This is a genomic window from Sphingobium vermicomposti (assembly GCF_011762025.1).
GTDB lineage: Bacteria > Pseudomonadota > Alphaproteobacteria > Sphingomonadales > Sphingomonadaceae > Sphingobium > Sphingobium vermicomposti.
Map to the genome: position 1 here is coordinate 286,986 of NZ_JAASQR010000001.1, position 16,292 is coordinate 303,277.

The 16,292-nt window shown below is 62.7% G+C and carries 16 protein-coding genes and 1 pseudogene; 4 read left to right on the top strand and 13 right to left on the bottom strand.

Annotation, left to right across the window (positions count from 1 at the left end; translation table 11 throughout):
• Positions 1–234: 234 nt before the first annotated feature.
• On the top strand, positions 235–2,088 hold the full coding sequence (locus FHS54_RS01485; protein ID WP_167302007.1) for an ATP-binding protein: 1,854 nt from the start codon (positions 235–237) through the stop codon (positions 2,086–2,088).
• 262 nt (positions 2,089–2,350) lie between these two features.
• Here FHS54_RS01485 and FHS54_RS01490 read toward each other — a convergent pair whose 3' ends face one another.
• Both FHS54_RS01490 and FHS54_RS01495 read right to left on the bottom strand, forming a co-directional pair.
• The gene (locus tag FHS54_RS01490) at positions 2,351–2,872 is read right to left on the bottom strand and encodes a hypothetical protein (RefSeq protein ID WP_167302008.1); all 522 of its coding nucleotides are present in this window, start codon (positions 2,870–2,872) and stop codon (positions 2,351–2,353) included.
• Between the two features lie 93 nt (positions 2,873–2,965).
• The gene (locus FHS54_RS01495; protein ID WP_007682673.1) at positions 2,966–3,130 is read right to left on the bottom strand and encodes a hypothetical protein; all 165 of its coding nucleotides are present in this window, start codon (positions 3,128–3,130) and stop codon (positions 2,966–2,968) included.
• A 298-nt stretch (positions 3,131–3,428) separates the two neighbouring features.
• Between FHS54_RS01495 and FHS54_RS01500 the strand changes: the two genes are divergently transcribed.
• On the top strand, positions 3,429–3,863 hold the full coding sequence (locus FHS54_RS01500) for a thermonuclease family protein (protein WP_167302010.1): 435 nt from the start codon (positions 3,429–3,431) through the stop codon (positions 3,861–3,863).
• 75 nt (positions 3,864–3,938) lie between these two features.
• Here FHS54_RS01500 and FHS54_RS01505 read toward each other — a convergent pair whose 3' ends face one another.
• The 7 genes from FHS54_RS01505 to FHS54_RS01535 all read right to left on the bottom strand — a co-directional run bounded on the left by FHS54_RS01505 (position 3,939) and on the right by FHS54_RS01535 (position 10,474).
• Positions 3,939–4,346: a single-stranded DNA-binding protein gene (locus FHS54_RS01505; RefSeq protein WP_167302011.1), complete on the bottom strand. Its 408-nt coding sequence runs from the start codon at positions 4,344–4,346 to the stop codon at positions 3,939–3,941.
• A gap of 434 nt (positions 4,347–4,780) precedes the next feature.
• Positions 4,781–5,416, bottom strand: coding sequence for a hypothetical protein (locus tag FHS54_RS01510; protein ID WP_167302012.1), 636 nt, complete (start codon positions 5,414–5,416; stop codon positions 4,781–4,783).
• Positions 5,417–5,526: 110 nt separating this feature from the next.
• Positions 5,527–6,468 carry a DUF2493 domain-containing protein gene (locus tag FHS54_RS01515; protein ID WP_020820493.1) on the bottom strand — a complete coding sequence of 314 codons (942 nt, stop codon included), beginning with the start codon at positions 6,466–6,468 and terminating at the stop codon, positions 5,527–5,529.
• Between the two features lie 486 nt (positions 6,469–6,954).
• Positions 6,955–7,971 (bottom strand): copper resistance protein B, encoded by a 1,017-nt coding sequence (locus tag FHS54_RS01520; RefSeq protein ID WP_167302013.1) that lies wholly within the window; start codon positions 7,969–7,971, stop codon positions 6,955–6,957.
• On the bottom strand, positions 7,968–9,752 hold the full coding sequence (locus FHS54_RS01525; RefSeq protein WP_021236449.1) for a copper resistance system multicopper oxidase: 1,785 nt from the start codon (positions 9,750–9,752) through the stop codon (positions 7,968–7,970). Before FHS54_RS01525 ends, FHS54_RS01520 begins: the two co-directional genes overlap by 4 nt.
• Before the next feature lie 86 nt (positions 9,753–9,838).
• Positions 9,839–10,105, bottom strand: a complete 267-nt coding sequence (locus FHS54_RS01530; RefSeq protein WP_021236450.1) for a hypothetical protein — start codon at positions 10,103–10,105, stop codon at positions 9,839–9,841.
• A gap of 30 nt (positions 10,106–10,135) precedes the next feature.
• Positions 10,136–10,474, bottom strand: a complete 339-nt coding sequence (locus FHS54_RS01535; RefSeq protein ID WP_167302014.1) for a hypothetical protein — start codon at positions 10,472–10,474, stop codon at positions 10,136–10,138.
• A 170-nt stretch (positions 10,475–10,644) separates the two neighbouring features.
• On the opposite strand from FHS54_RS01535, the gene FHS54_RS01540 reads away from it, so the two are divergent.
• Both FHS54_RS01540 and cueR read left to right on the top strand, forming a co-directional pair.
• Positions 10,645–13,008 (top strand): heavy metal translocating P-type ATPase, encoded by a 2,364-nt coding sequence (locus FHS54_RS01540; protein ID WP_167302015.1) that lies wholly within the window; start codon positions 10,645–10,647, stop codon positions 13,006–13,008.
• Entirely contained in the window at positions 13,005–13,421 is a 417-nt protein-coding gene (cueR, locus tag FHS54_RS01545; RefSeq protein WP_037520666.1) for a Cu(I)-responsive transcriptional regulator, read from the top strand. The genes FHS54_RS01540 and cueR overlap by 4 nt, the downstream gene beginning before the upstream one ends.
• Positions 13,422–13,665: 244 nt before the next feature.
• Here the strand turns inward: cueR and FHS54_RS16385 are convergent.
• From FHS54_RS16385 to bktB, 4 genes and pseudogenes are all read right to left on the bottom strand, one after another.
• Positions 13,666–13,903, bottom strand: a pseudogene (locus tag FHS54_RS16385) (hypothetical protein); the annotation flags it as partial.
• Positions 13,904–14,042: 139 nt separating this feature from the next.
• Positions 14,043–14,345, bottom strand: a complete 303-nt coding sequence (locus FHS54_RS01550) for an alkylphosphonate utilization protein (RefSeq protein ID WP_167302016.1) — start codon at positions 14,343–14,345, stop codon at positions 14,043–14,045.
• A gap of 29 nt (positions 14,346–14,374) precedes the next feature.
• Positions 14,375–15,025, bottom strand: coding sequence for a DUF1275 family protein (locus tag FHS54_RS01555; RefSeq protein ID WP_167302017.1), 651 nt, complete (start codon positions 15,023–15,025; stop codon positions 14,375–14,377).
• A 34-nt stretch (positions 15,026–15,059) separates the two neighbouring features.
• Entirely contained in the window at positions 15,060–16,271 is a 1,212-nt protein-coding gene (gene bktB / locus FHS54_RS01560) for a beta-ketothiolase BktB (protein ID WP_167302018.1), read from the bottom strand.
• Between the last annotated feature and the right edge of the window lie 21 nt (positions 16,272–16,292).

The window sequence follows — 16,292 nt, forward strand, 5'->3', positions numbered from 1 at the left end:
TGTGCGGGCTTGCTCGGCCCCGCGCGCCGACCAGGAAGCCGATAACGGAAGAGGACCGATGGCGTGTTGCGCTAATGCCGTGCGAAGTCATGTTTGCCTCATCACCATGAGCCATCGGCCGCCCCGTTAAGCTGTCGTGCTGGAACCCGGTCGCCGTCCTCAAAATAGGACTTTGGGAAATGATGCCAGTTTTTTACGATGAGGGACGCCATTCAGCAGGACACGGGGGATTCTATGAAGTTGGCTTCGGTAAGCCTACACAACTTCCGATCATATCGAGATCGAGTGACAGTCAAGATAGACGACTTCACCACGGTCATGGGCCGGAACGATGTAGGCAAAAGCACGGTGCTCGAAGCGTTGGAGATTTTCTTCAACCAGCAGGTCGTGAAGCTGGACCAAGCCGATCCGTGCGTTCATGGCGCCGACAAAGTCGTCGAGATCAGCTGCATTTTCGACGAATTTCCCAACGCGCTCACGCTGGACGAGCAGTCGCAGACATCTCTGGAGGCCGAGTATTTGCTGAACTGCGAGGGCCTACTGGAAATCGTGAAGCGTTTCGACTGTAAGGGAACCAAACCGAAGGAGGAGGTCTTCGCCCGGGCACTTCACCCGTCCGCAGCTGAGCTGGCGGACCTTCTGCAGCTGAAAAATACAGCGCTAAAAGAAAGGGCCGCGTCCGTTGGAGCAGATTTGACCGGCGTCGATAAGCGCTCGAACGTGGCATTGCGCGCTGCCATACGCGACCGTGTCGGTGTCGGCGACCTTGAGATCCGGCTAGTCCCTCTCGCCGAGGATGAGGCTAAGAAGGTTTGGGTTCAGCTGCAACGAGAGTTGCCGACGTTCGCGCTTTTCCAAGCAGATCGCGCGAGCACCGACGACGATCGCGAAGTTGCCGATCCTATGAAGATAGCTGTTGCCGCTGCCATGAAGGAGATTGAGGCCGAGCTCGAACAGATTAAGCTGAAGGTGCAGACGAGCGTCATGGACGTAGCGCAGCGTACATTGGCGAAGCTTCGCGAAATGGATCCGCTGCTGGCACAGCAACTTACCCCCACATTCAAGGCGGAGCCGAAGTGGGATTCGTTTAAGTTGAGCCTGACAGGCGACGATCAGATTCCGATAAATAAGCGTGGCAGCGGCGTGCGTCGTCTGATCCTGCTGAACTTCTTCCGGGCGGAAGCGGAGCGCCGGCGGGCCGAGAGCTCGACGCGTCGCGTGATCTACGCGATCGAGGAGCCGGAAAGCTCACAGCATCCCAACAATCAGATCATGCTTGTCCGGGCACTATTGGCGCTTGCTGAGGACCCGAACACCCAGGTTCTGATGACGACCCATGTTCCCGCGATTGCAAGTTTGCTGCCGACCTCGTCAATTCGCTTCATAAGCCGCAATGACAATGGCCATACCCAGGTTGAAGAGGGTACGGATGCGGTTCTCGAGAAAGTCGCCGACAGCCTCGGCGTACTACCGGACAAGCGCGCAAAAGTGGCAATATTCGTGGAGGGACCCCACGACGTCACATTTCTTACCAACGTGGCCCGTGTCTATAGGTCCGCACATGCGGATTTGGTAGATTTGGAGGATCATCGGATCGCTTTTGTTCCGACTGGCGGCAGCACACTCAAGCAGTGGGTGGACCGCCGCTACCTTGCCCATGCGGGCATGGTAGAGGTGCACATCTATGATCGGGACGATCAGGTGAACCCAAAATACGCTGACGCTGTTCAGAAGGTGAATGCACGAGGTGGAGCCGACATAGCCTTCCTGACCTCGAAGCGCGAGATGGAAAACTACCTGCATCCCGATTGCATCGTCGCGGAGTACCAACCCGACTACAACATTGAGGTCACCTTCACTGACTGGTGCGACGTTCCAGCAATTGTCGCGGAAACCGTGCACACAGCCAGCGGTGCCACCAACTGGGCGGGCCTTTCAGTGGAAAAGCAGGGTAAGAAGTCGTCGCGAGCCAAGAGCCGGCTGAACAACGGAGCCTCAGCGCGAATGAGTATTGCCCATCTTGGGCAGACCGACCCCGGCGGCGAGATATTGGGCTGGCTTCAAGCAGTTCGCGACCGGGTCGCCTGAACTGACCAGTTCGCATCGGACCAGGGCTACATCACGCTCGCGGAAGCAATGAACCAGACCAAGGATTTCGGCTTTGATAGTCAGGCAATCCATGATCTCGCCGAGCGCCTCTTTGGTACATGACGGCGCCGCACGAGCGATGCGCGGCCTACCCCAACGCACCGCTCACGGCAGGGATCGTCACCCGAATGGGCTGAGACTTGGAAATCCAAGGCTCAGGGCGAAGCCTAGAGCCCGGTCCGGCATCGCCGGAGCCGCCTGTTCAGCTCTTCACGATTCGCCGGAAATTGCCGAGAACAGAGCACAGCTTCTGGCTTTTGCGCTTCAGATCGACGAGCCTTTCTTCGGCTTCGGCTTGCTCGAAAAGCAGCATCAGACGTTCAGCCTGCTGCCCGCGGATCGAGACATGGCGCAATATGATGATCCACTTGCCGGTTCTCTCAAGCGCGATCTTCGCCTGTCCATGGGCAAGAAACGACCGTAGGCCCTCGAGTGTACGGAGATCCGAAAGGGCCTTGGCGGCCGTCTTGCCTTCTTGAGCGAAAGCGCCTTCTGACTCGATAAGCTTGCTCAGGTCATCGAACCGCTGACCGATCAAATGCCGCAGCCGTACTGCCTCCCCTCTACCCGGAATGGCCTTGAGAAGGAGCAGCGTTTCGGTGACGGCCGCTTCAGCCGCCGAGAAATGCTGCAAACACGCGCCGCGCCACGCGTTCACATCTTGGATCGCCTGGTTCCACAAGGGATCATCGTTGGCAATTTCGATTGGCGCACCGTCATCCATGCCAAACGCCTAGCGCTGCTGTCTTTATTTTCGTTGAATCAACGACACGCCCTCCATGGCAAAGCCGGGAGCCTTAGGCTCCCGGAGGCGCCATCAGGCGAATGGATCATATTCGGCCACCAAGGCAACGCTGCCGTCCGCATCCTCCGCGGTGATGACCCCATATTGCTGCCCGATCGCGATGACGAAGGTGACCACCATGAGGCTGCGCGAGAGACTGAAGGCGTGACGACGAGCGGTTGCAATGTCGGTGAACATGTCGGGGTTCCTTTGCGCGCCGGCGGGTCCGTCCCGCTCGACTGGCGCCCGACGTGTCCGGCCGGCGGCCGCGATCACTTTTTTGGCGCAGCCCAAAAAGCCGTAGCGCAGCGACCGGACCCCTTGCGGGTTGATCGCAATAGGCCGCCGGTTGGACCAAGGATTGCGCCTGATTGAGAGCGGGTGGACCCGCCGGCCAAGGCCCCATGATCCCGCCAACTTTTGCCCAGGCGTTCACCGCCGGTCCGACGATGGCATACCCATGACAAGCACGCGCCGCTGGGCTAGCGTCGCAAGGATGCTGTTCGCACTCCTGCTTGCCGCCACCGTCATTCCCGATGGCCAGGTCTTCACCTGTACGCCGACGCGCGTCTGGGATGGAGACGGGCCGATCTGGTGCCGCGAAGGCATGCATGTCCGTCTCGCTGGAATTGCGGCGCGAGAGATGGACGGGAGTTGCCGGCCAGGTCAGCCCTGCCCCGAGGCGAGCGCCCTCGCCGCCCGTGACGCCCTTGTTAATCTGCTCGGCGGCGCTCAGGGGCGGACCAGCGCGGGCCACATTCTGGTCGATGGTCCCACCATGCGCTGCCTTTCAACTGGCAATGCGCGCGGCAACAGGACCGGCGCCTGGTGCGCCGCGCCCTCTATCGGCGACCTGAGCTGCGCCATGATCCGCTCGGGCACCGTGCTGCGCTGGGATCGCTATGCCCAAGGGCGATGCCGATCCCGCTGATCCGCTTGCCTCCTTTCCCGCCTGAGCATGAATGGAGGCCCGGCGGCAGGGCCGCCGGACCTGCGGGGACCGATTTCAGAATGGGATTTCATCATCCTCGGGCTCGTGGCCGGCGCCCGCATTGTCGTTCGCCTTGGCGCGGGTAAGGAAGGTCACCTCATCGGCGATGATCTCGACGCCATAGCGCTCGATATTCTCGTTGTCGGTCCAGCGGGTGTAGTGAATGCGGCCACGGACCATCACCTTCATGCCTTTGTCGACATACTGCTCGACCGTCTTGCCGACCCCATTGAAGCAGGTGATCCGGTGCCATTCGGTATCCTCGAGCCGGCGGTTGTTGTCGTCGCGGAGGATCTTGCCGTTGCTGTCGCGCTTCGGGCGCGAGGTGGCGAGACTGAAATGCGTGATGCGGGTGCCGCCCTGGGTGGTGCGGGCTTCGGGCGTGGCGCCGACATTGCCGGCGAGGATGACGAGATTGTGCATGGCTGGAGTTCCTTCGAACTGGGCCCAAGGGACCGTCCCTTCGACTGATCCCCGGTCAAGGCGGACAGGCCGGATCATCCACCGGCAGGCGCAGCGCCGGGAAACCCCGAGACAAGGGGTGGTGCGGGCAGCCGTGGTACACGGCAACTCGGCCCGAAGGATCGCGGGTTGGATGGACCGGACGGCCGACTTAGGGGTCAGACGAGGAGAAGGACGGCTCGTCGCTTGGCCGTGCCAGGAACCCCTCCATGGTGATCACAGGCATCCCCGACCTATAGGGCCACGCCGGTCCAACGCCTTGGCGAACCACAAGCTCGACTTTGCCTTGCCCGCCGCCCAAGCCGCGCGGCGAAACGGACCATGTTCCGCGCCGCCGTCCGGCGGGCCCTAAACCATGGCATGCTCATGCGAAGGGGACGGGCAAGAATGCGCAGTTACGGCGTCGGCATCTGAAGGTCCAGTCCGGCCGTCACGGCATCGAGGAGCGAGCCCATCGCGCGCAGCACGACCGCGAAATCGCAAACATAACCATCCGCCACCAACGCGTCGATGCGATGCGCGGCATAGGCGGGACCGAGGATTGCAAGCAAATCGGCGAGAACACGGCCCGGGGACGGGAGGCCAAGCCGCCGCGCTTCGTCGAAGGCGGCGAGGAGGTCGTGACGAAAATCGCGCGCAACCTTCTCGTGCGACCAGCCCCGGCTCAAAAGATAGGCTTTGAGCCCCAGCTCGCAGGATATCGCCAGCAGGTGCAGCGCGGGAGCAAGAGCAACGGTGGCTCCAAAGCGTGCCCCTTCGTGAAACTCGCGCGCGCGATCAAGGAAGATCGAGGCGGTCTGCCGATCGCCGGGCTCCGCCAATCTCTCGATCGCGCGCCAGCGGCCTGGCGATAGCCGACCAAGCCATGCCGGGCCGGCCTGGTTGCGCAACTGGCGCAGGCAGGCGCCATCGGCCTCTTCGACATCGCGGCCGTTTGACCACAAGAACAGCAGCTTCGCTTTCCAGCGGCGGCCATGCGCCGCGCGAAACGCCAGGAGCGCGCGCGCCGTCGGGTGATCGGGCATGAACATGATGCAAACCTCCGGGAAACGGGACGCACCCGCCCTGCCCTCCTCCCCTCCGGCATTCGCAGCATTTCGAAACGGGGAAAGCCGGCCGCCGAAGCGGCCGGCGCGGCGGATCAGCCGCAGGGTCGCGACGCTGGCGGAGTGCCAAGCGGTCCGCGGCGATCGACGACGTGGATGCCGCGCGCCTTGGCCTCGATCACCAGCCTTTCGGTGACACCATTGCCTTGGAAGGCGATGACGTAGCGTGGCTTGACCGAAAGCATCTGCTCATTGCGGCGGAACCCGGCGCGATCGCCGAGCTTGCGATCGAGCCCGAACCGCAGCTGCTGGATACCGTTCTGCTCGGCCCAGGACGCGGCCAGGCGCTCAATGCCTTTCATGTCACCGCCATGGACGAGATACATGTCGCCCACCCGCTCGCGGACGGCATTGAGGGTTCGCAGCAGATTATCCGCGAATTGCTTGGCCTCGTCGTCGCTGGCGAAACGCAGCCGCCCGCCGGCGAAGATCACGGGCGTGCCATGGACCATATTGGCATCGCGCACCCTTTCTCGCCGCGCCTGGAGATAGGACCGGCCATCGACGATCGCCGCGGTCGTGCCGAGCGAAATGCGGTTGCCCGACGCCGGCACCCAGGAACGGCCCGTCTCGTGGAGATAATGGCGGGCCGCCGTGTCGCGCATGGTCTCATAGGCCTCGGCGGACTGCTCGATCTTGCGGGCGAGATCGATCTTGTCTTCAAGGTCGGCGGTTGCGACTTCCGAGCCATCCTGCTCGGCGAGCAGAAGCCGAATCTCGTCCGTCAGCCGGTCGATCATCTGGTGCTTCTTGGCGGCGGCGCGGTGGAAGAGATTGACCAGGCCCCAACCCAGATCCTCGATGTCGCGCTCGAGCGCGCTAAAGGGGAAGAGCGCGAAAAGATCGCTCCAGACAGCGCTGACGGTTTGTTCCATGGCTTCGGCGGGCGGCGGCGCCTCTAGGGTGCGCAGGTCGCCAGTGTGATCAAGATGACCGAGTTCGAGGGCGGAGAGTATCGCCGAGAGAGTGCTGGTCATGAACTTTGCCTTGCGTTCCACTTGGGGCCGGCGGCCCATCCGCCGGATGCGCAGCCTCCGGGCCATCGAAGGAAGCGGCGGCAGCACCGCCGGGCAAAGCCCAAGGGAAACCCGGGACAATGCCGGGTGGAGCGGGCAGGCGCGCAAGCGCCAACACGGCCGGATTGGTCCCGGGTTGCGGCCGCCAGCGCGATGGCCCAAGCATGCGCATCCTCTGGCGAGGGGCTGAGGCCTCATGGAATCAGGTAGCAGCGACTTTCCAGCGATCGTGTCAATTCTCGGAAGCTAGATCTCGTGGCATCATGATCGACGCCTCCCGAACAGGCAGAGTTTGGGACTTACCTGCCGTTGGAAATCGGAGCAACGAACGACCGCTTTTCGCATAAGCGGACGTCTCACGTTCGTTGATGCCTTTGCTTCGAGTCGGTAGGCAAAATCCAGACTGGCCAGCATCAGCGACGCGTGCCAGCCTGGAAACAGTCGTCCTCAGAACCAGGATCGGATTCCGATCAGGAAATTCCATCCTCCTGCCTTCTCGTCCCGTGCACGCCGAAAATCTGCCGTGTCGCCAAAAGCGCGCTCATATCGGACGCCGACATAGGGCGCGAACTCGGGTACGAACTGGTAGCGCAGCCGTAGTCCCAGTTCGGCGGTGGAGAGGCCGGAGCCTATGCCAAGCTCAGGAACATCCTGCGCCGAAAAGTTGAGCTCAGCCGCAGGTTGAAGGATCAGCTTCTGGGTCAGACGCTGATCATATTCCGCTTCGATCCGCGCGGTGAAATCGCCTTTGTCCGACAGGAACAACGCCCCACCCATTTCGAACCAATAAGGGGCAAGGCCCTGGACGCCGACAACGGCGTAAGTCCGATCGGGCCCCGCGCCAAAATCCTGACGGATACCGGCCTGAAGATTCCACCACGGGTCGAGCGCACGGCTCCAGAGCGCCTGAACCTCGGCGCGTTCCGGACTCTCGCCAAAGCTGCTTTCTCCTTCGGTCTTGAACCACAGCCGGTCGATATCGCCACCGTACCAACCCTGGGCCTCCCACGCATAACCGTCCTTGCCCTTGCCCATGATCGCTTCCAGCTGATCGATCAGGATCATACCGCTTTTGATATCGCCATGCTCCTTGCGGACGGTTTCGCGTGCCGGGGCCATTGCTTGCGCGCCGAAAATGGCATCGGCAGCGTGATCGGGACCACGCAATGCCGCCGCTGACGGCGGCGCCACCGGCGGATCGGGAATGCCGGGTTCATGCCCAGCATGAGCCCGGTGCGCGTCCGTTGCGGAAGTGGAAGGCATCTGATGACCGGCGTGTGGATCCGATGGACCGGATGGAGACTGCGGCATATCGTGCCCGGCATGGGGGTCGTCAGCTTCTTCGTCCATCTGATGCCCCGCATGCGGATCGGCCGTCACCAGCTGTTCGGCGGCGGCATGGTTATGCTGCCCCAGCGCGGGCGTTGCGGCGGCCGCGAGAAGCAGGCTGAGGAGATACTTCATGCCGCATCTCCCTCCAGCGGACGGATGGTGACGACACGGAACATTCCGGCGTGCATGTGAAGCAGCAGATGGCAGTGAAACGCCCAGTCGCCGGGTGCGTCTGCCGTCAGGTCTAAGCTGACCTTGCCGCCCGGCAACACATTGACCGTGTGCTTGCGGGGATAGCTGCCGGTATGGCCGTTCACCACCTCGAAGAAATGGCCATGCAGATGAATCGGGTGGGTCATCATCGTATCGTTGATGAGCACGACGCGAGCGCGTTCGTTACGTTCGAAGCGGATCGGCTCGACCCCTTCGCTGAATTTCTCGCCATCGAACGACCACATGAAGCGCTCCATGTTGCCGGTGAGGTGGACCTCGATCGTGCGTTGCGGCGGGCGCGTGTCAGGGTTTGGGGTAAGCGACATAAGGTCACGGTAGGTCAGCACCTTGTGCCCGACATCTTCCAGCCCGACGCCCGGATCGCCGGTACGATCGACTGGTGACATGGCGATGGCATCCACGCCAACACCGACCTTGACGCTGTCGGGGACCAAAGACTTGTCGCGCATGTTCATGCTGCCCATCGAATGGGAGCCGCCATGATCCATCCCGGCCATTGCGCCATGGTCCATTCCAGCCATTGAACTATGATCCATGCTGCCCATGCCCATGTCCCTCATGGTGAGTGTCGGACGTGGGCGAAGCGGTGGAACGGGCGCGGTCATCCCCATGCGCGGCGCGAGCGTGGCGCGCGCCATGCCGGAACGATCGATCGATTCCGCGACGAGCGTGAACGCCTTGTCCTCGGTTGGCTGGATAATGACGTCATAGGTCTCGGCATTGCCGATCTGGAATTCGTCCACGGTCACCGGACGGACATTCAGCCCATCAGCGCTGACCACGGTCATGGGCAGACCCGGAATGCGGATATTGAAGATCGTCATGGTAGCAGCATTAATGAAGCGCAGCCGCACCCGCTCGCCGGAGCGAAAGAGGCCGGTCCAGTTTTCCTGCGGCCCGTGACCATTGACGAGATAAGTATAGGTGGCAGCCGTCACGTCCGCGATGTCCGTGGGGTCCATCCGCATCTTTCCCCACATGGCGCGGTCGGAAGCGGACATGCTCTCCTCGGGACCACCACGCAGCATGCCGAACAGCGTCTGCCTCTGGCGGTTGAAATAGCCGCCTTCCGATTTGAGCTTGGTGACGAGCTGGTGCGGATGCAGGAAGGTCCAGTCGCTGAGCACGATCACATGCTCGCGATCATAGGCGACCGGATCGGGCTCGGCGGGATCGATCACGATCGGCCCGTAATGGCCCTGCTGCTCCTGGAGTCCGGAGTGGCTGTGATACCAGTAGGTGCCGCTTTGCAGCAGCGGAAATTCGTAAACGAAGGTAGTGTGCGGCTTGATACCAGGGAAGCTGACGCCGGGAACGCCGTCCATCTGAAATGGTACGATCAGCCCATGCCAGTGGATCGAGCTATCCTCATCCAGCGTATTTTCGACATGGAGGCGCACATTCTGCCCCTCGCGCAGCCGGATCAGCGGCGCGGGCAATACGCCGTTCATCGTGACGGCATGGCCGGTGCGGCCGCCAACCGTAAAGGGGGTGTTCGCGATTTTAAGGTGGATATTCTCGCCCGAAAGCGTGGGCATCTGCGGCGCCAGCCCCGGCGAGCCGGCCAGACCTGCCGAACCCGATTGGGCCCAGGCAGGGAACAGGCCGGAAAAGCCCAGTCCGGCGGCGCCGACCGCGCCGGCACGCAGCAGGGATCGCCGATCGATCGTCTGTGTCATGATATTGTCCTCGGCTCCATCGGGGGAGCCCGCTATGTGCTGAATGGGCCGGGAGACGGGAAAGCCGCCTCCCGGTTTGCGTTCGATCAGTGCTGACTCATGCCATGTCCGGCATGCGGATCGGCGGCAGGCGCCTCCGCCTTGCCCTCGGCCTTCATTTTCTCGCAGCAGGCCATCTTGCCATCAGCCCCCTTGTCGCAGCAGCCGCTGGACATATCGTGACCTTCATGCCCGTCATGGCCGGTCTTTTCGCCCTGGCTGGTGGGTGGGGTGCGCACATCGGCCGGTGCGGCGCTCTGGGCGAAGGCTGGCATGGCGATCATCATCGTGATCGCAGCAATTATCAACTTCATGACTAATCTCCGGAAGAAATTGGATGAACCTCAATTCCCCGGAATCATGCGCGGCGGCGGCGTGTCTCTCTCAAGCGTGATCGCGATGAGATGTTTCTGTCCCGCAACAGAATATAAGGCCTTTGTTGGCCGATCCAACTGCTCGATGAGGGGAGGCATTGCCGGGAACGCCGCGCAGGCAACGGCGCAGTGCATGCCGGGTTCGGGTGATTTACGATGGGAGGGAGATTCACTCCCGGCGCAATGCCCCGCGACCGAAGCCATCTCCATCGCACCCTGATGCGGCATAGCCGTTGCAGTGCCGCTCGCCATCGATACGGACGAGACGAGCATGGCAAGCGCAATCAGGAGCGACGAAAGCAACTTCATCGCAATCCTGTTGGGTGGTGGGGCCTGTTGGGCGGTTGGGCCATGGGTGACAACGATTCGAATCCTTTTCGAACCCTTCATGCACCTTGACACAATGATAAGGTCAAGTGCCTATTGACTCTGACATGGTGTCAAACTCCATCTTGCCCTGCGATAGAAGGAGACGGTTGATGGCCGAGTCGAAACATGGCGTTCATTCCGGTGTCCACAGTTGTTGTGGTGACCATGGCAAGCATTCCGCCGGACTGGTGGTCGACCCGGTTTGCGGCATGACGGTCGATCCCGAAAAAACCGCGCATCACGCGACCTATGCTGGCCACGACTATCATTTTTGCAGCGCCGGCTGCCGCGAGAAGTTCATTGCGGACCCGGAAGCGCATCTGAACAAGTCCGCCGTCGAACCCGTCGATGCGCCGCCGGGGACGATGTGGACCTGCCCGATGCATCCGGAGATCCGGCAGGACCATCCCGGCGCCTGCCCGATCTGCGGCATGGGGCTTGAGCCGGAAATGGTCAGCGCCGATACCGGACCCAGCGCCGAGCTGCTCGACATGACACGGCGTTTCTGGATTGGCCTTGCGCTGGCCCTCCCGGTCTTCATCCTCGAAATGGGCGGGCACCTTTTCCCGGCGCTGCATCATCTCGTGCCCATGAAGCTGTCGATCTGGATCCAGTTCGCGCTGGCGACGCCGGTCGTGCTGTGGGCGGCCTGGCCCTTTTTCGAGCGCGGCTGGGCTTCGCTGAAGACGCGCAATCTCAACATGTTCACGCTGATCGCGATGGGGACCGGCGTCGCATGGGCCTATAGCGTCGTCGCGACGCTGGCGCCCGGTATCTTCCCGGACGCCTTCCGCGCCGCTGACGGGACCGTCGCGGTCTATTTCGAGGCGGCCGCCGTCATTACCGTGCTGGTGCTGCTGGGGCAGGTGCTGGAACTGCGCGCGCGCGAACGCACATCGGGCGCGATCAAGGCATTGCTCAACCTTGCCCCGAAAACCGCTCGGCGCATCGCCGAGGACGGCAGCGAGGCGGAAATCCCGCTGGAGGATGTGGCGGTGGGGGATCGGCTGCGGGTGCGGCCGGGCGAAAAGGTGCCGGTTGACGGCGTGGTCGAGGAAGGGCGTTCGGCGCTCGATGAATCGATGGTCACGGGCGAATCCATGCCCGTCACCAAGTCGGATGGCGACAGCGTGATCGGCGGCACGATGAACCAGAGCGGCGCCCTGGTCATCCGCGCCGACAAGGTCGGGCGCGATACCATGCTGTCGCGCATCGTCCAGATGGTCGCCGAGGCGCAGCGCTCGCGCGCGCCGATCCAGCGCATGGCCGATCAGGTCTCGGGCTGGTTCGTGCCGGTTGTCATCGGGGTCGCTGTCCTCGCCTTCGTCATCTGGGGCGTCTGGGGACCGGAGCCGCGCTTTGCCCATGGGCTGATCGCGGCGGTATCGGTGCTGATCATCGCCTGCCCCTGCGCATTGGGGCTGGCGACGCCGATGTCGATCATGGTCGGCGTCGGGCGCGGGGCGGGGCTTGGCGTGCTGATCAAGAATGCCGAAGCGCTGGAGCATATGGAGAAGGTCGACACGCTGGTCGTCGACAAGACCGGCACGCTGACCGAAGGCAAGCCCGCCGTCACCCGGATCGTCGCGGCGGATGGCTATGCGGAAAGCGAGTTGCTGCGGATTGCCGCCGGCGTCGAGCGCGCCTCGGAGCATCCGCTGGCGCTGGCGATCGTCGATGCGGCGACGGGCCGAGGCATCGACATTCCTCCCGTCAGCGATTTCGATTCACCCACCGGCAAGGGGGCGCTGGGCACCGTCGAAGGCAAGCGGGTCACATTGGGGAATGCGCGCTTCCTGGCAGAATCGGGGATCGATACCGCGCCGCTTGTCGCCGAGGCCGATGCACTTCGCGGCGATGGCGCGACGGCGATCTTCATGGGGCTGGATGATCGGGCCGTGGGGATTTTCGCCATCGCCGATCCGATCAAGCCGACGACACCCGAGGCGCTGGCCGCCCTGCGCGCCGACGGCATCAAGGTGGTGATGCTGACCGGCGACAATCGCACCACGGCTGAAGCGGTTGCGCGTCAACTCGGCATCGATGCGGTCGAGGCCGATGTGCTGCCCGACCAGAAGGCGAATGTCGTCGCGCGGCTGAAGCAGGAAGGCCGCGTCGTCGCCATGGCGGGCGATGGCGTCAATGATGCCCCGGCGCTGGCGGCGGCCGACGTCGGCATCGCGATGGGACATGGCACCGACGTTGCCATGGAAAGCGCGGGCGTGACCTTGCTCAAGGGCGATCTCAACGGCATCGTCCGGGCCCGCCAGCTCAGTGAGGCGACGATGTCGAATATCCGGCACAACCTGTTCTTCGCTTTCATCTACAACGCGGCGGGTGTGCCGATCGCGGCGGGGCTGCTCTATCCGGTCTTCGGCATCCTGCTCTCGCCGATGATCGCGGCGGCGGCGATGGCGCTGTCGTCGGTGAGCGTCGTCGCCAACGCGCTGCGCCTCAACCGGGTGAAGCTGTGAATATCGGCGCGGCCTCGCAGGCGAGCGGCGTCTCGCAGCGGATGATCCGCCATTATGAGAAGATCGGCCTGATCCCGGCGCCGCCGCGCCGGGACAGCGGCTATCGCGATTATGCCGATGCCGATGTCCACCGCCTGCGCTTCATCGCCAATGCGCGCGACCTCGGCTTTCCGATCGAGGATATTCGCGATCTCCTCGGGCTGTGGAGCAACAGCCAGCGCGCCAGCGCCGAAGTGAAGGCACTCGCCGTCGCCCGCGCGGAAGAACTCGGCCGCAAGGCAGAAGCGCTTCAGGCACTGCGCCAGACGCTGCTCGAACTGGCGGAGCGCTGCCATGGGGACGACCGCCCCGATTGCCCGATCATCGAGCGCATGTCTGGCGAGGACGACCGCGACGCCGCGGGCGTTCGATGAGGAAACCAGGACCCGGATATGGCTCGGTAGGCGGCAATGGACCGCATTGCCTGTTTACCCGCCTGCGTTGACATTGAACGCAGACGTCGGCTTTGCTGGCGAGAGCTGCCGCTCATGCGCGAGCCTGGAACGGCACGAGTTGGTCGACTGCAGCCGGAAGAGAATGCCGTATCGTGGGACTTTCCTGCCGTTCGCGGCAGCTCAGACGAACGACGATTGTTGACAGAAGCGGACGTAAACGGCTGTCCTCCGCTCGTTCCTCGGCCCGCCGCGACCGCATATCGCTAGCTTGCGGTTCGGGGGCAAAGTCTCCGGACTCGCGGCGCGGCGCCTACCACCGGATTGTCGTGGACCGTGCGACACCAAATCGCGCCGCTGCCGGGACTGTCAGGAATTTCGTGTGCGGACGGGCGGTTGACCATCAGGCCGTCAATCGCCGCCATGAGCCGTAAGCGCAAATCCATCGATAATGGTTGTCCCATCCATGCCGACTTCCTGCACCAGCACGAATTCTGAATCAAAAATCAGCCTGAATGGGAATCCGCCGCAAATTCGCAACGGTCGAAAACCGCCCTAATCGGCAGCATTATGCTAATTGATACGCTGGGCGCTCATGATTAGTCAGTTGCGCTTCTTCACAAACTCGGCCCTGAGCACCAGGCCCTTGATCCCTTCGTATCGACAGTCGATCTCTTGCGGATCGCCGGTGAGCCTGATCGATTTGATCAATGTGCCCCGCTTCAACGTCTGCCCCGCTCCCTTGACGGTAAGATCCTTTACGAGTGTGACCTGATCGCCGTCAGACAAGAGGTTGCCGACCGCATCACGCACTTCCACGCCCGAGCCCGGTTCAGCGTCTCGCAACTGCGCGGCGGGAACCCAGTCTCCGGTCTTCTCGTCGAACACATAGTCTTCGTCACTCATAATACATTCCTTCTATCAGTGGACCGGTTTCATCGGACGCACAGATTCCTCTCGATCGACCAGACATGGACCGCGAGAAGACCCGTGCCGAGCGATGCGAGCGCCAGCGCCCACTGGCCCGTACCTAGCCATGCCGTCGTTCCCAGGACTCCGCCAACGATGAAGCAGAGCCAGAACAGCGAGTGGTCGCCAATCAAGCTGGATTTCTTGCGATCCCAGCGCGAGCCCAATGCGTCGCCCACGCGGATCATCTGCGCGGAGGGGAACATGCCCTCTTGAAGATGCTGCGGATCGCGTTCCAGAACGCAATGCAGCCCCCCTGCGGCTGCGGCCAACAGGATCAGGGCGGGATAGATATCGCCCGCTTCAAGAAACAGGAATGCGATGAGGGTGGCAGTCGCAGCTCCCGATAAAATGGCGGTTCGGCGCCAGCGCGCAAGACCATGGGCGCAGAGCGTGGTGAGAACGACCCCAACAAGAAAACTCAACAACGCCGTTCCTGCGAGTTGGAAAGACTGCACGCCAGCCAGCTCGACACCCAGGATGGTGGTATTCGCTACTGGAGAAGCCAGATATATGCGGCCGAACGCCAGGAAGCCAGCTGCGTCGAAGAACCCGGCGAGGGCAGCCAGGCCGCGCGCCAACGGGACAAGCGAACGCTCGGCGCGCGCGATCTCCAAGGTGCCCGGCCTCCGTCGAGGTCGGCGGATGCGGTCAATGCGTGGCATGTTCTGCTTCAGCCTGCGGCAATCGCTCAATCACCAGCGCTATACCTTGTCCGCCGCCGATGCACATCGTCACAAGGCCATATCGACCACCAATGCGCTCGAGTTCATACAATGCCTTGATGGTGATGATGGCACCAGTTGCGCCGACGGGATGACCGAGACCGAGACCGCTTCCGTTCGGATTCACCTTCGCCGGATCGAATCCAAGAAGCTTGGCAACGGCGCAAGCTTGCGCCGCAAACGCTTCGTTCGCCTCGATCACATCCATGTCTTCGAGTTGCAAGCCGCAGCGCTCGAGCGCGATCGGCACGGCTTCGACGGGGCCTAGCCCCATGACTTCGGGTGCCACGCCAGCGTGACCCCAGCCAACAATCCTGGCGCGTGGCTTGAGCCCGTGGCGCGCGGCCGCGTCAGCCGACGCGAGCACCAGCGCGCCCGCGCCATCATTGATCCCACTCGCGTTCCCCGCGGTGACCGTGCCGTCCTTCTCTCGAAAAATCGGCTTCAAACCCGTCAATGCGGCCTCGGAAAGCTCGGTCCGCACATGCTCATCCATCTTGAAGTGAACCGTGCCTCCCCTGACGCGGACTTCAACCGGCACGATCTGCGCCTCAAACCGGCCCTCCGCCTGGGCGACGGCCGCACGCCGATGACTCTCGGCCGCGAGTTCATCCTGCATCTGACGCGTGATCGAATGGCGGTCGGCCACGTTCTCGGCGGTGACCCCCATGTGCCCCGCGCCGAAGGGGTCGTTCAGCGTGGCGTTCATGGCGTCGATCATGACCTCGTCGCCCATGCGTCGGCCCCAACGCATCGCTTTGACGACGTGCGGCGACTGGCTCATGCTCTCCACGCCTCCGGCCACGGCAAATTCGCATTCACCCAGCATGATCATCTGTGCCGCGGAGACGAGCGCCTGTACGCTCGAACCGCACAGCCGATTGAGCGTCAACGCCGGCGTGCGGTCGGGGATACCCGCCGCAATCGCAGCAATTCGCGAGACATAGGCATCGCGCGGTTCGCTCTGGATCACCTGGCCGAGGACCACATGGCCGATCTGCTCCGGATTGAGCCCAGCGCGCTTGATCGCTTCGGAGATAACGATCCGACCCAGCTCCCACGGCGCAATATCCTTAAGGCTTCCGCCGAAGTCGCCAATCGCGGTCCGCGCTCCGGCCAGAATTACTACGTCCTGCAAAGCAGATCCTCCCTGTTAGTG

Coding starts and splice junctions, on each gene's coding strand:
- FHS54_RS01515 (WP_020820493.1), bottom strand. CDS start 6,468: ATGACCAGCACTCTCTCGGCGATACTCTCCGCCCTCGAACTCGGTCAT.
- FHS54_RS01540 (WP_167302015.1), top strand. CDS start 10,645: ATGGCCGAGTCGAAACATGGCGTTCATTCCGGTGTCCACAGTTGTTGT.
- FHS54_RS01535 (WP_167302014.1), bottom strand. CDS start 10,474: ATGAAGTTGCTTTCGTCGCTCCTGATTGCGCTTGCCATGCTCGTCTCG.
- FHS54_RS01500 (WP_167302010.1), top strand. CDS start 3,429: ATGCTGTTCGCACTCCTGCTTGCCGCCACCGTCATTCCCGATGGCCAG.
- FHS54_RS01495 (WP_007682673.1), bottom strand. CDS start 3,130: ATGTTCACCGACATTGCAACCGCTCGTCGTCACGCCTTCAGTCTCTCG.
- FHS54_RS01485 (WP_167302007.1), top strand. CDS start 235: ATGAAGTTGGCTTCGGTAAGCCTACACAACTTCCGATCATATCGAGAT.
- FHS54_RS01510 (WP_167302012.1), bottom strand. CDS start 5,416: ATGTTCATGCCCGATCACCCGACGGCGCGCGCGCTCCTGGCGTTTCGC.
- FHS54_RS01550 (WP_167302016.1), bottom strand. CDS start 14,345: ATGAGTGACGAAGACTATGTGTTCGACGAGAAGACCGGAGACTGGGTT.
- FHS54_RS01520 (WP_167302013.1), bottom strand. CDS start 7,971: ATGAAGTATCTCCTCAGCCTGCTTCTCGCGGCCGCCGCAACGCCCGCG.
- FHS54_RS01530 (WP_021236450.1), bottom strand. CDS start 10,105: ATGAAGTTGATAATTGCTGCGATCACGATGATGATCGCCATGCCAGCC.
- FHS54_RS01505 (WP_167302011.1), bottom strand. CDS start 4,346: ATGCACAATCTCGTCATCCTCGCCGGCAATGTCGGCGCCACGCCCGAA.
- FHS54_RS01525 (WP_021236449.1), bottom strand. CDS start 9,752: ATGACACAGACGATCGATCGGCGATCCCTGCTGCGTGCCGGCGCGGTC.
- FHS54_RS01490 (WP_167302008.1), bottom strand. CDS start 2,872: ATGGATGACGGTGCGCCAATCGAAATTGCCAACGATGATCCCTTGTGG.